The sequence below is a fragment of the Pseudomonas extremorientalis genome (assembly GCF_024584605.1).
In the GTDB taxonomy this organism is placed as follows: domain Bacteria; phylum Pseudomonadota; class Gammaproteobacteria; order Pseudomonadales; family Pseudomonadaceae; genus Aquipseudomonas; species Aquipseudomonas extremorientalis.
Genome location: NZ_CP089519.1, coordinates 4,913,164 through 4,925,831, shown reverse-complemented (window position 1 = coordinate 4,925,831; position 12,668 = coordinate 4,913,164). Strand labels below are relative to the sequence as shown.

Here is a 12,668-nt window from a genome sequence, read left to right as displayed (position 1 = left end):
CCTCTCTATCGCATAAACACGCTGTACCACCGGCAAAGGGCCGATATAATGCGGCCCTTTGCCGTCGCTCCGTCTGATGATGTTGCGCACTGGCCTTTGGCCGCAGCCTCCGTGGAAGAACCTAATGAAAAGCGCAGAAATCCGTGAAGCCTTCCTTCGCTTCTTCGAAGAGCAAGGTCACACCCGTGTCTCCTCCAGCTCCTTGATCCCAGGCAATGACCCTACCCTGCTGTTCACTAACGCGGGGATGAACCAGTTCAAGGACTGCTTCCTGGGCCAGGAAAAGCGCGCCTACACTCGCGCCGTCAGCAGCCAGAAATGCGTACGCGCCGGTGGCAAGCACAACGACCTGGAAAACGTCGGCTACACCGCTCGTCACCACACCTTTTTCGAAATGCTCGGCAACTTCAGCTTTGGCGATTATTTCAAGCAAGACGCGATCAACTTCGCCTGGACCTTCCTGACGGGCGTGCTGAAGCTGCCGAAGGAAAAACTCTGGGTCACCGTCTACGCCAGCGATGACGAAGCGTATGACATCTGGACCAAGGAAGTCGGCGTGCCGCCTGAGCGCATGGTGCGCATCGGCGACAACAAAGGCGCGCCGTACGCCTCCGACAACTTCTGGACCATGGGCGATACCGGCCCGTGCGGCCCTTGCACCGAGATCTTCTACGACCACGGCGCTGACATCTGGGGCGGCCCACCGGGCTCGCCGGAAGAAGACGGCGACCGTTACATCGAGATCTGGAACAACGTGTTCATGCAGTTCAACCGCACCGCCGATGGCGTGTTGCATCCGTTGCCAGCGCCGTCGGTGGACACCGGCATGGGCCTGGAGCGGATCAGTGCGGTGATGCAGCACGTGCACTCGAACTACGAGATCGACCTGTTCCAGAGCCTGCTGGCCGCTGCGGCCAAGGCCATTGGTTGTACCAATGAAGACCAGGCCTCGCTCAAGGTAGTGGCTGACCACATCCGTTCCTGTGGCTTCCTGATTGCCGACGGCGTGCTGCCGTCCAACGAAGGCCGTGGCTACGTGCTGCGTCGCATCATCCGTCGTGCCTGCCGTCACGGTAACAAGCTGGGCGCCAACGGCAGTTTCTTCTATCAGATCGTCGCGGCGCTGGTCGCCGAGATGGGCGAGGCCTTCCCGGAACTCAAGCAGAACCAGGCGCATATCGAGCGCGTGCTCAAGGCTGAAGAAGAGCAGTTCGCCAAGACCCTGGAGCAGGGCCTGAAGATCCTCGAGCAAGACCTCGCCAACCTGCAAGGCTCCGTGGTGCCGGGCGACGTGGTGTTCAAGCTCTACGATACCTACGGTTTCCCGATGGACCTGACCGGTGACATCGCCCGTGAGCGCAACCTGACCCTCGACGAGGAAGGTTTCGAGCGTGAGATGGAAGCCCAGCGCGTGCGCGCACGGTCGGCCAGCTCGTTCGGCATGGACTACAACAGCCTGGTCAAGGTTGACGTAGCCACTGAATTCACCGGCTACAAGGCTACCAGCGGTTCGGCCAAAGTGGTTGCCCTTTATAAGGATGGCCAGTCGGTTGATGTACTGAATGAAGGCGATGACGGTGTTGTGGTTCTGGACCAGACCCCGTTCTACGCCGAATCCGGTGGCCAGATTGGCGACTGCGGTTTCCTCAAGGCGACTTCGGGTCGTTTTGATGTGCGTGATACCACCAAGACCGGCGGTGCGTTCCTACACCACGGTGTGTTGGCGTCGGGCAGCCTGACTATCGGTTCGTCGGTCGAAACCCAGGTGGACGCCGACGTGCGCCACGCCACATCGCTGAACCACTCGGCCACGCACTTGTTGCACGCCGCGCTGCGTCAGGTTCTGGGCGAGCACGTGCAGCAGAAGGGGTCGTTGGTGGACAGCCAGCGCCTGCGTTTCGACTTCAGCCACTTTGAAGCGATCAAGCCTGAGCAGATCAAGGCCCTGGAAGACATCGTCAACGCCGAGATTCGCAAGAACACGGCGGTAGAAACCGAAGAAACCGATATCGAGACCGCCAAGGCCAAGGGCGCCATGGCGCTGTTCGGCGAGAAGTACGGCGACAGCGTGCGCGTACTGAGCATGGGCGGCGACTTCTCGGTGGAACTGTGTGGCGGTATCCACGCCAACCGGACCGGTGACATCGCCCTGCTGAAAATCATCAGCGAAGGCGGCGTAGCCTCCGGCGTGCGTCGTATCGAAGCGGTGACCGGCGCTGCGGCCCTGGCCTACCTGAATGCGGCGGAAGAACAACTCAAGGAAGCGGCCAGCCTGGTCAAGGGCAGCCGCGACAATCTGATCGACAAGCTGTCCGCTGTGCTGGAGCGCAACCGCGCCCTGGAGAAACAGCTGGAGCAGTTGCAGGCCAAGGCGGCCAGCGCGGCCGGCGACGACCTGTCGGCTTCGGCGGTGGACGTCAAGGATGTGAAAGTCCTGGCTGCACGCCTGGACGGCCAGGACGGCAAGGCGCTGTTGGCCTTGGTCGATCAGTTGAAGAACAAGCTCGGCCGCGCAGTGATCCTGCTCGGCGGTGTCCATGAGGATAAGGTCGTTCTGGTTGCGGGTGTGACCAAGGACCTGACTGGCCAACTCAAAGCCGGTGATTTGATGAAGCAAGCCGCCGCGGCAGTGGGCGGGAAGGGTGGTGGTCGTCCGGACATGGCGCAAGGCGGTGGTGTAGACGCCGGCGCCCTGGACGCGGCCCTGGCCCTGACCGTGCCGTTTGTCGAGGCAGGTATTTAAGGCACTGTTAACCGGCCCGTGGTCTAGTCACGGGCCGGTGTGGTGCTGGTTGATTGGATATTAGGCGCCCCTTTACGGGCTGAGGCGGCTTAGAAATGGCTTTGATCGTACAGAAATTTGGAGGCACCTCGGTCGGCTCTGTCGAAAGAATCGAGCAGGTGGCCGACAAGGTTAAGAAGTTCCGCGATGCCGGCGACGACCTGGTGGTGGTGCTGTCGGCCATGAGCGGCGAGACCAATCGCCTGATCGATCTGGCCAAGGCAATCAGCGGTGACCAACAGCCGCTGCCGCGTGAGCTGGATGTGATCGTGTCCACCGGCGAGCAGGTGACCATCGCGTTGCTGGCCATGGCGTTGAATAAGCGCGGTGTGCCGGCGGTGTCCTACACTGGCAGCCAGGTGCGCATCCTCACCGACAGCGCGCATACCAAGGCGCGTATCCTGCAGATTGACGATCAGAAAATCCGTACGGACCTGAAAGCCGGGCGCGTGGTAGTTGTAGCAGGCTTCCAGGGTGTGGACGAGCAGGGCAACATCACCACCCTCGGGCGTGGCGGTTCGGACACCACCGGCGTGGCGCTGGCAGCGGCCCTCAAGGCTGATGAATGCCAGATCTACACCGATGTGGATGGCGTCTACACCACCGACCCGCGTGTGGTGTCCGTGGCCCAGCGCCTGGACAAGATCACCTTTGAAGAGATGCTGGAAATGGCCAGCCTTGGTTCCAAGGTGTTGCAGATCCGTGCGGTGGAATTCGCCGGCAAGTACAACGTTCCGCTGCGCGTATTGCACAGCTTCAAAGAGGGTCCGGGCACCCTCATTACTATTGATGAAGAGGAATCCATGGAACAGCCGATCATTTCCGGTATCGCTTTCAACCGTGATGAAGCCAAGCTGACTATCCGTGGCGTGCCGGATACCCCGGGCGTGGCGTTCAAGATCCTGGGTCCTATCAGCGGTGCGAACATCGAAGTCGACATGATCGTGCAGAACGTTTCGCACGATAACACCACCGATTTCACCTTCACTGTGCACCGCAACGAGTACGATGCGGCCGAGCGGATCTTGCAGAACACTGCCAAGGAAATCGGCGCCCGTGAAGTGGTCGGCGATACCAAGATTGCCAAGGTGTCGATCGTGGGCGTGGGCATGCGTTCCCATGCCGGCGTTGCCAGCCGCATGTTCGAGGCACTGGCCAAGGAAAGCATCAACATCCAGATGATCTCCACCTCGGAAATCAAAGTCTCGGTGGTGATCGAAGAGAAGTACCTGGAGCTGGCTGTACGCGCTCTGCATACCGCTTTTGAGCTGGACGCTCCGGCCCGACAGGGCGAGTGACGCAGTGCCTGAAAGGCGCGGTTTACCGCGCCTTTCCTTTTTTTGTCGGGCGCATGTTCTTTTGCGCGCGCTCGACAATACTTAGGCGGTAGGGCTATGGCCTTTGGGTTGTAGGCCGAAGGCCTTTTTTTTGCAGACTGTTGTTCCTGAACTGAAATGCGTGAGGAGAAAGGTATGCTGATTCTGACTCGTCGTTGCGCAGAAAGCCTGATTATCGGTGATGGCGAAATCACCGTGACCGTGCTCGGCGTCAAAGGCAATCAAGTACGTATCGGGGTTAACGCTCCGAAAGAGGTAGCGGTGCACCGCGAGGAAATTTACCTGCGGATCAAGAAAGAGAAGGACGAAGAACCAAGCCTTTAATTTTTATCGTTTTTTATGTTTGCAAACGGGGATGAACGTGGTTAATATACGCCCCGTGTTGCGGAGAGCTGGCCGAGTGGCCGAAGGCGCTCCCCTGCTAAGGGAGTACACCTCAAAAGGGTGTCGGGGGTTCGAATCCCCCGTTCTCCGCCATTATTTGCTTAGTACGTTGCAATCTGGTTTTTTCGGTAAGTTGTTGAAATTACTCGAAAAAATAGCTTTACATAGAGATTGAACGGCCTATAATGCGCGGCAACAAATGCACTCGTAGCTCAGCTGGATAGAGTACTCGGCTACGAACCGAGCGGTCACAGGTTCGAATCCTGTCGAGTGCACCATTTAAGAGTCAGTTGCAGGAATGCAGGTGATTCGGTTACAGCCAGTTGTGATCTGGTCTAAAAACACAATCTGCACTCGTAGCTCAGCTGGATAGAGTACTCGGCTACGAACCGAGCGGTCACAGGTTCGAATCCTGTCGAGTGCACCATACAAACAAAAAGCCCGCCTAGTGCGGGCTTTTTGCCGTCTGGGGTTTGTGTAGGATTTCTTCTTTTTCCCTCGCCTTCATGTGTTTTCCTCATCCGCTGCGTCGTCGCAGTTCATAGATGCGGCCTTTGCTCAGCTTTGGCTCGCAAGCGCTTGTTCTTTCCAGTTTTTTGACGTTTAAAGTGGCCGGGCGGTGTATCATTGCGCCCGTCAGCCCCGCCGGGGCTTGTGGAATACCTCCATGGACTTACCCAGTAGTTACTCAGTACCCCGTTTTACCAATCATGAATTGACTGATTGATCCTTCCGGCGTGCCCCGCTGCTGGGAGTGGAGTTCGCCTATGACCGAAGTAGAAGTAAAGAAAACACAAGAAAGCCTGCAGGATCGCCTGGCTCAAGTCATCGAGCTACTGCAGCGCCAGCGCGTGGTCGAAGACCTTACGCACCGCCAGGATGGCCCGAATAACAACCTGGTTGAAAACCTGGTTCACCGGCAAAACCTCGTCGAGTTGCAGCGCAAGCTTGACGACCTGCACTCCGCCGACGTCGCCTATATTCTCGAAGCCTTGCCGCTGGATGATCGACTGACCCTATGGCAGTTGGTCAAGGCCGACCGCGACGGCGACATCCTCCTCGAAGTATCCGACTCGGTTCGTGAAACCCTGATCGCCGACATGGACGATCATGAGCTCCTGGCTGCAGCCAAGGAGATGGACGCCGACGAACTGGCTGACCTTGCCCCTGAGCTGCCTCGTGATGTTGTCCATGAGCTCATGGAAGCGTTGGATACTCAGCAGCGTGAGCGTGTGCGCTCCGCGCTTTCCTATGACGAGGACCAGGTCGGCGCCCTGATGGACTTCGAGATGGTCACCATCCGCGAAGACGTCAGCCTGGAAGTGGTCCTGCGTTACCTGCGCCGACTCAAAGAGCTGCCAGGTCACACCGACAAATTGTTCGTGGTGGATTACGAAGGCATTCTCAAGGGTGTGCTGCCGATCAAGCGCCTGCTGGTGAATGATCCGGAGAAGAAAGTTGCCGACCTGATGGCCAGTGATACCGTGAGCTTTCATCCGGACGAGGATGCCTATGACGCAGCCCAGGCATTCGAGCGCTATGACCTGATCTCGGCGCCGGTCGTCGACAAGAACGGCAAGCTGATCGGTCGTCTGACCATCGATGAAATCGTCGACTTGATTCGTGAAGAAAGCGAGACCGAAGTCCTCAACATGGCGGGTTTGCGTGAAGAGGAAGACATCTTTGCCTCGGTTTGGCGCTCGCTGCATAACCGTTGGGCGTGGTTGGCCATTAACCTGATCACAGCCTTTATCGCGTCGCGGGTTATTGGCTTGTTCGAAGGGTCGATCGAGAAGTTGGTGGCGCTTGCAGCGCTGATGCCGATTGTGGCCGGGATCGGCGGAAACTCGGGTAACCAGACGATTACCATGATTGTGCGCGCCATGGCGCTGGATCAGGTCAGTACGGCCAACTCGTCGCGCCTGCTGCGCAAAGAGTTGGCGGTGGGCCTGATCAATGGCCTGGTGTGGGGTGGGGTGATCGGTGTGGTGGCTTACTTGCTGTATGGCAGTTGGTCGCTCGGTGTGGTGATGACGGCTGCGATGACCCTCAACCTCTTACTGGCGGCGTTGATGGGGGTATTGATCCCGATGACCCTGGCTCGCCTTGGGCGCGACCCTGCCATGGGTGCCAGCGTGATGATCACGGCCATGACCGACAGCGGCGGTTTCTTCATCTTCCTGGGCTTGGCAACGATTTTCCTGCTCTGACTCCATTCTGCGGGGGGCAAATCTGCCCCCCGCTTTGCATTAACTTCCCAAATCCCAGGCAAAAAAAAGCCAGCACTTGGCTGGCTTCGGCTTTCAGTTGCGGATCAATTGGCTTCTGCGGCCGCCTCAACGTCGTGCGCGATAAGCGAGACGAGAGCATTTTGCTGGCGGTGGGAGAGTTGACGAAAACGCTGCAGCAGTTCGCGTTCGTGCAACGACAGCTCTGGGCTGTCCAGGCGCATGCTCAACTCGTCGCCCAGCGCACCTTCCTGAATGAGGCTTTGTTCCAGGCGAGCGATGATTTCGGAGTTCATGCTGCGGTGATGATTGCGAGCCACCTCGGCAATGCGTTCCCGCATTCCGTCTGGCAGACGTACGACGAACTTGTCAGCCGTACGGCTGGAATAAATTGCCTGTTTCAATGGGCGCATATATTTAACCGGTTAGTTCAGGGGAGCGGTTTTTGGAATTGGCCGCAAGATGAGTGTTAAGACAAGGCTCACGACCAAAGTTCAACCTGAATTGCAAAGAGGCCGCATCATGCCTCAGATTTGACAGTTCCTTGGCGTCAATTCTGTGACAAATATTGAACTGCCTAAAGGCTTTATGCCAGCACTCATTTACATTTTTGCGGACTGGTTGGAAAATTTTTCACCGTGTGAATTCGCGAGGGAACTTCCCACAAGCCCGGGCCACCACAGGGTTTCAGGCCGCACATCCTATAGCAAAGTGGCCCTTTGCCCTTAGCTTTAAGACTAGTGGCAATTTGCCGATATGCGAGGACCAGGCGACATAAGGTCGGGCGCGGGGGGATCAGCGCAGGACGGGGTCGAATTTGATACGACGACCCACGATGAGCGTCAGCAACAAGAGAGTGGCGAATACACCACAGGCGATGAAAGCGGTGGTGGTGCCGTCTTGAGATTCTTCACCCAAGCCTAGAACCGCTGTGACAACGGTCAGGCAAAGGAATAGCCAGGCATATTTGGTCATCAGGGGCTTCCTCAGAATACCCAGTGTTCAGCGGCAGGCGCCACTTGGGTGTCCTGGGTCAGACGTATGGGCGATTGCACGTTCGGTGCCATCACTGCCAGTTGCGGACGTTGTTGCAAGTGATGAGGGACGGCCTGGGTGATCTGCGCGGGGTCGTGACTGTCGCTCGATTGAAAATGGAACATGAGCAGTGCCGCCAGGGCTACGGTGTTGAGGGCTAACAGAAGGGCACTGTTCATGATTATGTTCTCCGCTTAACGCCGTGGTTTGTTAGGGTTTGTAGGAGAAGTATTGCAGGTGTCATGCCAATCTATTATTTCAATAAAATCATAGGCTTAAGTCTGATTTTAAAGGCTGTCAGATTGCAATTTGCAATGATGGCATTTCGCGGGAGTGCATTTTGCACGATACGGTTCTTGCGCCTGTATCGACGGGGTCAAGACACGGTCCACCCGGCAAGTATCGGCCTACACTCAAAAAGCCTACGGACGACATGACAAAACCTAACCTGGCCGTTAACATGCACGCCGTCCGTCGCCGCTTGCCAGGCGCGGCGCCTGTCATTTGTCCCAGTAGCTCAATTGGATAGAGCATCCCCCTCCTAAGGGGAAGGTTGGCCGTTCGAACCGGCCCTGGGACACCAGATTCGAGGCCTCGTACAGATTCGTCTGGCGGGGCTTTTTTGTGGGCGTTTTCCGAAGATGGGTCGAACCTTGCCAGGGTTCTAGGTTCACACCACTGGCATCGTGTATTTATAGCGATTCGTGTATCCCACGAGCAGCCGGACTGCGTCTGAGTCTTGTAGCAAATAATCCCCCGGAAACAGCGCATACCGCCTGTCCGGACCCGGCCACCCCGGACTATCATGCCGATAGCCCTGTCTCTCACTGCAAGGAGCCGCTCGGAACGCCGATGCGCCAGATCTGGAAATCTTTTCGAGCCCTTTATTTCGCCTCCTTGATGATGCTGATCGGCTCCGGCCTGCTCAGTACCTACCTGGCCTTGCGCCTGGCGGCCGACCAGGTGGACAGCCTGTGGGTCGGTGCGCTGATGGCGGCCAACTATTTCGGCCTGGTGCTGGGCGGCAAGATCGGCCACCGCCTGATCGCCCGGGTCGGGCATATACGTGCTTATGCAACCTGCGCCGGCATTGTCGGCGCGGCGGTGCTGGGCCATGGCCTGGTCGACTGGCTGCCAGCCTGGATCGTGCTGCGGATCATCGTGGGCCTGGGGATGATGTGCCAGTACATGGTCATCGAGAGCTGGCTCAATGAACAGGCCGACGCCAAGCAGCGCGGCGTGGTGTTCAGCGGCTATATGATCGCGTCCTACCTGGGGCTGGTGCTCGGCCAGTTGATCCTGGTCATGCACCCTCAGCTCGGCCTCGAATTGCTGATGCTGGTCGCGCTGTGCTTCGCGCTGTGCCTGGTGCCGGTGGCCATGACTCGCCGTATTCACCCGGCGCCCCTGCATCCGGCGCCGATGGAGCCACGCTTCTTCATAAAGCGCGTGCCGCAGTCGTTGAGTACCGTGCTGGGCGCGGGGGTGATCGTGGGCTCGTTCTACGGCCTGGCGCCGCTTTATGCCTCCCAGCAGGGCCTGACTACCGAGCAGGTGGGTCTTTTCATGGGGAGCTGCATTTTTGCCGGCCTGTTGGTGCAGTGGCCGTTGGGCTGGTTGTCGGACCGCTATGATCGCGCGCTGCTGATTCGTTGCTTTGCCCTGTGCCTGGCGGTGGCGGCGCTACCGCTGGCGATACTGACCAAAGTGCCACTTGAAGTGCTGTTCGTGGCGGGCTTCTTGTGTTCCCTGGTGCAATTCTGTTTGTACCCGCTGGCGGTGGCGTTCTCCAACGATCATGTGGAAGGCGACCGTCGTGTCTCGCTCACCGCCATGCTGCTGGTGACCTACGGTGTCGGCGCGAGTATCGGGCCGTTGCTGGCCGGTGTGGTGATGAAGATGTTTGGCAGTCACATGCTGTATGCGTTTTTCAGTCTGTGTGCGCTGATCCTGGTGTGGCGAATTCGGCCGAAAGCCGTGACTAACCTGCATCAGGTGGATGACGCGCCGTTGCACCACGTGGCGATGCCCGACAGCATGTCCAGCTCGCCGTTGGTCGCCTGCCTCGATCCGCGGGTGGACGAGGCGGTGGTGCAGGAGCAGATGCAAACCGCCACGCCGGAACCCGAGCCGGAAACGGTCACGCCGGTCGACGAGCCGCTCTTTGAGGGGCCGCCTGAGCCGCCGGGCCCGGACGAGCATCCTCACGACTTGAGCAGGGCGCGCCCCTGAATGCAAAAACGGGCAGATCCCATCAGGGGCTGCCCGTTTTTTTTGCTGCGATCTTTGAGTTTAAAAATCGTCGTCTTTGTCGAAACGCCGTGCTTCGCGTTGCAGTTGGTACACAAAGCGCTCGACCTGGCGCTGCACCAAACCACTCATATTGTGGAAGCGCACGCCGGCAAACGTGGTGTTGATCTTTTCTTCGAAATGCAGGTAACGCAGTTCGACCGATGTGGTCATGCTGCCGAAGGGCAGGGCGGCGATAAAACGGTCGTAGACCTGGCCCAGTTGCAGGCGCTCGGAGATGTCTCCTTCGAAGCGCAATTTGCAACCTGTGGCGGAAATATCCAGCAGCTTGCCGCTGACCGGAGCCTTGAGCTTCTCGCCACCCAGCTCGATGTTCACCAGTTGCGCCAGTTTCAAGGCCGCGCGAAAGGCATTGCGACGCTGGTGGTAGACCACTTCGCTGGGCAGGCTACCGGTGTAGATGCGGTGGCCGTCCTTTTCGCTGATGCTCAGGTTGCCATTGCTTTCCCATGCGACACGCACGCCGTCGTGGAACCCTTCGATACGGAAGGGTTCGCCGTTTTCGAGGTGGCGTTCGCCATCGCGAGGAATCATTTCATCCAGGGCCAACGTGCCGCTGTCCCGATTGACGTCTACCAAGTAGCTCTGAAAGCGCTGGCTGCGTTCATGGAAGGTGATGATCAGCGGGTCATGGCTTTCTTGCAGCATGCGCAAGGTACTGGCGATTTCCAGAGGCGTGGTGAGGACCTTGGGTGGCTGCGGGGCATCTTCCGCATTAAGGGCGTTGAACACGGTTCTTCCATCTCCAGACAAAATACGACTACACGCAAGAGCAGGCATTCTGCCAGTATGTGGCGCGCCTTGGATAGGCCGCGCTGTAAACCGGCGTCAGGCTTGGCTGCGGGTGCTTGGCTTGACCAGGCGCGAGGTGGAACCCTGAGCGTTGTAAAGCGCTGGAGGCTCTCCGCCGTGAAGTATACGCAACTGGTTGGCGGTCGTGGCTTGCTGAAGCTGGATCGACTGACCGTTGAGCTGGTTGGCTTCCTGGCACTGGGTGAGCAATTGGTTGAGTGCTTTGCTCTGGGCCAGTAGTTGATCGCCGACCGAGGAGTGGCTGGCCAGCTGCGCGAGCCCATCATGGTCGGCCGGCAGGCCCAGGCTGACGAGGATCTCGCTGCGTTTTTTGCCGTGCTGTTCCAGCAGGACAATCAGCGATTGCTTGCGCGCCAGAATTTCTTCCAGCAAGGGCATGTCCCGGCCGTAAAGGGCCAGGGATTCTTCCCTGAGCAGCTCGAGCAGCAATTGCGTCGGTGCTAGATCATCAATGATCAGTTGAAGCAGGGTTTCGTCGTGATGCATGGCTGGCCTTGGGGTTTAAGCGTCCAAAAGCCCGGCGCAGGCCTTTGCCTAGCGCTCGGCTTCGAAATTAAGCAGCTTGCTGGCTACACGGTTGCTGTCGACTTTATAGCTGCCATCGGCGATTGCCTGTTTCAATTCGGCCACACGGGCTTTATTGACCACCGGTTGATCGCGCAGCGAGTCAGTGACCTTCTGCAACTGTTGAGCCTCATTGCTCAGGTGTACGGATTCCCCGCTCTGGCTGGCGCTGGCCTGTTCTGCCTTGACGGGCACTGGCTGAGCCTTGGCTTCTACGCTGTCCTTGGTGCCGGCAGTGCGCGTAGGGGCCGACGTCGTCGGGGTGTTATTCAAACGGCTGAAATCGATGACCATGATCAAAAAACCTCTGGGTATTTGGACGCTTGCCATGTTTTCGGCCATATCTGGACAAACTTTAGGCTCGAATGACAATAAACTGCACAGGCCGGCATCCAACCGACAGTGTAGGAAAAGCTGGCGTCTGATACCAGTGGTCTATAAAGCCACCTCCACTTGGCCGGGGGCCGTGACCCGCGCCTTGATCACCCGGTTGGAGTTGAGATTCTTCACGCGGATCTGTTCGCTCATACCGCCGTTGGACAAGGCTTCCCCCGGCATTTTGACCTGCAGCGCGCCACTGCTGGCGGAAATCACCACCTGGTCACCTTTGCGAATCACCTCGGCCTGCTCCAGATGCACCAGGGTGATGACCTGATCGGTGACCACTGGTCGGGTCAGTTTCTGCCCGACGGCCTGGTCGAGGGAGGTCAGGTAGCCCTGGCTGATCATGCTGATGTCGCGCTCGCGCAACACCACGTCCTCGAAACCGATAATCCCCGTGCGTTTAAGTGGACGGGCAACCACCACCACATCGCGGAATAATTTGACCTGAGCGGGCACGAACACCGTCCAGGGCGAGGCGCCGTCGCAACGCACCTTGACCGTTACACGCCCGATGGGCTGGGCGGGGCTTTCCAGGGTGGCTGTCAATTCCTTGTCGCACATTGGCATGCGCAGGCGCGGGTCCAACTGGTTGACCTGGATTTCGTAACGCCCCGGCGTCTGTGTGGTCGCCAGATAATCTTCTACAGTGAACTCAAGAAAGCCCTGGGTGACGCCGATAAGTAGATCAGGCAAGGTGACGTTATCTGCGCGGGCCGTGGCGCCCAGGCCCAAGGCAAGCAGTGCCAGCGGCGCGCAGAGCAGTCTGCAATACCGTGTCAGGTGGAGGCGTCGGGAAACTGTCGTTTTAATATCCATGACCAATAAATAGCA

At 58.3% G+C, this 12,668-nt stretch carries 12 protein-coding genes and 4 tRNA genes; 9 read left to right on the top strand and 7 right to left on the bottom strand.

Annotated elements, in window-relative coordinates; genetic code table 11:
* The first annotated feature begins 124 nt into the window (after positions 1 to 124).
* The 7 genes from alaS to mgtE all read left to right on the top strand — a co-directional run bounded on the left by alaS (position 125) and on the right by mgtE (position 6,713).
* Positions 125 to 2,743, top strand: coding sequence for an alanine--tRNA ligase (gene alaS, locus LUU92_RS22140; protein WP_257102648.1), 2,619 nt, complete (start codon positions 125 to 127; stop codon positions 2,741 to 2,743).
* Positions 2,744 to 2,838: 95 nt separating this feature from the next.
* The gene (locus tag LUU92_RS22135) at positions 2,839 to 4,080 is read left to right on the top strand and encodes an aspartate kinase (protein WP_010208327.1); all 1,242 of its coding nucleotides are present in this window, start codon (positions 2,839 to 2,841) and stop codon (positions 4,078 to 4,080) included.
* A gap of 174 nt (positions 4,081 to 4,254) precedes the next feature.
* Positions 4,255 to 4,443: a carbon storage regulator CsrA gene (csrA, locus tag LUU92_RS22130; RefSeq protein WP_003175645.1), complete on the top strand. Its 189-nt coding sequence runs from the start codon at positions 4,255 to 4,257 to the stop codon at positions 4,441 to 4,443.
* Positions 4,444 to 4,505: 62 nt separating this feature from the next.
* Positions 4,506 to 4,596 (top strand) — tRNA-Ser (locus tag LUU92_RS22125).
* 108 nt (positions 4,597 to 4,704) lie between these two features.
* Positions 4,705 to 4,781 (top strand) — tRNA-Arg (locus LUU92_RS22120).
* A gap of 72 nt (positions 4,782 to 4,853) precedes the next feature.
* A tRNA-Arg gene (locus LUU92_RS22115) sits at positions 4,854 to 4,930 on the top strand.
* A 340-nt stretch (positions 4,931 to 5,270) separates the two neighbouring features.
* On the top strand, positions 5,271 to 6,713 hold the full coding sequence (gene mgtE / locus LUU92_RS22110) for a magnesium transporter (RefSeq protein WP_071490542.1): 1,443 nt from the start codon (positions 5,271 to 5,273) through the stop codon (positions 6,711 to 6,713).
* 104 nt (positions 6,714 to 6,817) lie between these two features.
* Here the strand turns inward: mgtE and LUU92_RS22105 are convergent, their stop codons facing one another.
* The 3 genes from LUU92_RS22105 to LUU92_RS22095 all read right to left on the bottom strand — a co-directional run bounded on the left by LUU92_RS22105 (position 6,818) and on the right by LUU92_RS22095 (position 7,945).
* Complete coding sequence (locus LUU92_RS22105; protein ID WP_003175643.1) at positions 6,818 to 7,144, bottom strand: Arc family DNA-binding protein; 327 nt, start codon at positions 7,142 to 7,144, stop codon at positions 6,818 to 6,820.
* 382 nt (positions 7,145 to 7,526) lie between these two features.
* On the bottom strand, positions 7,527 to 7,706 hold the full coding sequence (locus tag LUU92_RS22100) for a PA3371 family protein (protein WP_071490541.1): 180 nt from the start codon (positions 7,704 to 7,706) through the stop codon (positions 7,527 to 7,529).
* An 11-nt stretch (positions 7,707 to 7,717) separates the two neighbouring features.
* Positions 7,718 to 7,945: a hypothetical protein gene (locus tag LUU92_RS22095; RefSeq protein WP_071490540.1), complete on the bottom strand. Its 228-nt coding sequence runs from the start codon at positions 7,943 to 7,945 to the stop codon at positions 7,718 to 7,720.
* 327 nt (positions 7,946 to 8,272) lie between these two features.
* Here LUU92_RS22095 and LUU92_RS22090 point away from each other — a divergent pair.
* Together LUU92_RS22090 and LUU92_RS22085 are read left to right on the top strand one after the other, a co-directional pair.
* Positions 8,273 to 8,349, top strand: a tRNA-Arg gene (locus tag LUU92_RS22090).
* 269 nt (positions 8,350 to 8,618) lie between these two features.
* The gene (locus LUU92_RS22085; protein WP_071490525.1) at positions 8,619 to 9,998 is read left to right on the top strand and encodes an MFS transporter; all 1,380 of its coding nucleotides are present in this window, start codon (positions 8,619 to 8,621) and stop codon (positions 9,996 to 9,998) included.
* Between the two features lie 60 nt (positions 9,999 to 10,058).
* Here the strand turns inward: LUU92_RS22085 and LUU92_RS22080 are convergent, their stop codons facing one another.
* The 4 genes from LUU92_RS22080 to flgA all read right to left on the bottom strand — a co-directional run bounded on the left by LUU92_RS22080 (position 10,059) and on the right by flgA (position 12,653).
* The gene (locus tag LUU92_RS22080; protein ID WP_071490524.1) at positions 10,059 to 10,808 is read right to left on the bottom strand and encodes a flagellar brake protein; all 750 of its coding nucleotides are present in this window, start codon (positions 10,806 to 10,808) and stop codon (positions 10,059 to 10,061) included.
* Positions 10,809 to 10,904: 96 nt separating this feature from the next.
* Positions 10,905 to 11,375, bottom strand: coding sequence for a flagellar protein FlgN (locus LUU92_RS22075; protein WP_071490523.1), 471 nt, complete (start codon positions 11,373 to 11,375; stop codon positions 10,905 to 10,907).
* 48 nt (positions 11,376 to 11,423) lie between these two features.
* Positions 11,424 to 11,747, bottom strand: coding sequence for a flagellar biosynthesis anti-sigma factor FlgM (flgM, locus tag LUU92_RS22070; protein WP_071490522.1), 324 nt, complete (start codon positions 11,745 to 11,747; stop codon positions 11,424 to 11,426).
* Positions 11,748 to 11,888: 141 nt separating this feature from the next.
* Positions 11,889 to 12,653, bottom strand: coding sequence for a flagellar basal body P-ring formation chaperone FlgA (flgA, locus tag LUU92_RS22065; protein WP_058427495.1), 765 nt, complete (start codon positions 12,651 to 12,653; stop codon positions 11,889 to 11,891).
* Positions 12,654 to 12,668: the final 15 nt, after the last annotated feature.

What these genes read in the sequence shown, in the direction of transcription:
- alaS (WP_257102648.1), top strand. Translation starts at nt 125, where the DNA reads ATGAAAAGCGCAGAAATCCGTGAAGCCTTCCTTCGCTTCTTCGAAGAG.
- LUU92_RS22135 (WP_010208327.1), top strand. Translation starts at nt 2,839, where the DNA reads ATGGCTTTGATCGTACAGAAATTTGGAGGCACCTCGGTCGGCTCTGTC.
- csrA (WP_003175645.1), top strand. Translation starts at nt 4,255, where the DNA reads ATGCTGATTCTGACTCGTCGTTGCGCAGAAAGCCTGATTATCGGTGAT.
- mgtE (WP_071490542.1), top strand. Translation starts at nt 5,271, where the DNA reads ATGACCGAAGTAGAAGTAAAGAAAACACAAGAAAGCCTGCAGGATCGC.
- LUU92_RS22105 (WP_003175643.1), bottom strand. Translation starts at nt 7,144, where the DNA reads ATGCGCCCATTGAAACAGGCAATTTATTCCAGCCGTACGGCTGACAAG.
- LUU92_RS22100 (WP_071490541.1), bottom strand. Translation starts at nt 7,706, where the DNA reads ATGACCAAATATGCCTGGCTATTCCTTTGCCTGACCGTTGTCACAGCG.
- LUU92_RS22095 (WP_071490540.1), bottom strand. Translation starts at nt 7,945, where the DNA reads ATGAACAGTGCCCTTCTGTTAGCCCTCAACACCGTAGCCCTGGCGGCA.
- LUU92_RS22085 (WP_071490525.1), top strand. Translation starts at nt 8,619, where the DNA reads ATGCGCCAGATCTGGAAATCTTTTCGAGCCCTTTATTTCGCCTCCTTG.
- LUU92_RS22075 (WP_071490523.1), bottom strand. Translation starts at nt 11,375, where the DNA reads ATGCATCACGACGAAACCCTGCTTCAACTGATCATTGATGATCTAGCA.
- flgM (WP_071490522.1), bottom strand. Translation starts at nt 11,747, where the DNA reads ATGGTCATCGATTTCAGCCGTTTGAATAACACCCCGACGACGTCGGCC.
- flgA (WP_058427495.1), bottom strand. Translation starts at nt 12,653, where the DNA reads ATGGATATTAAAACGACAGTTTCCCGACGCCTCCACCTGACACGGTAT.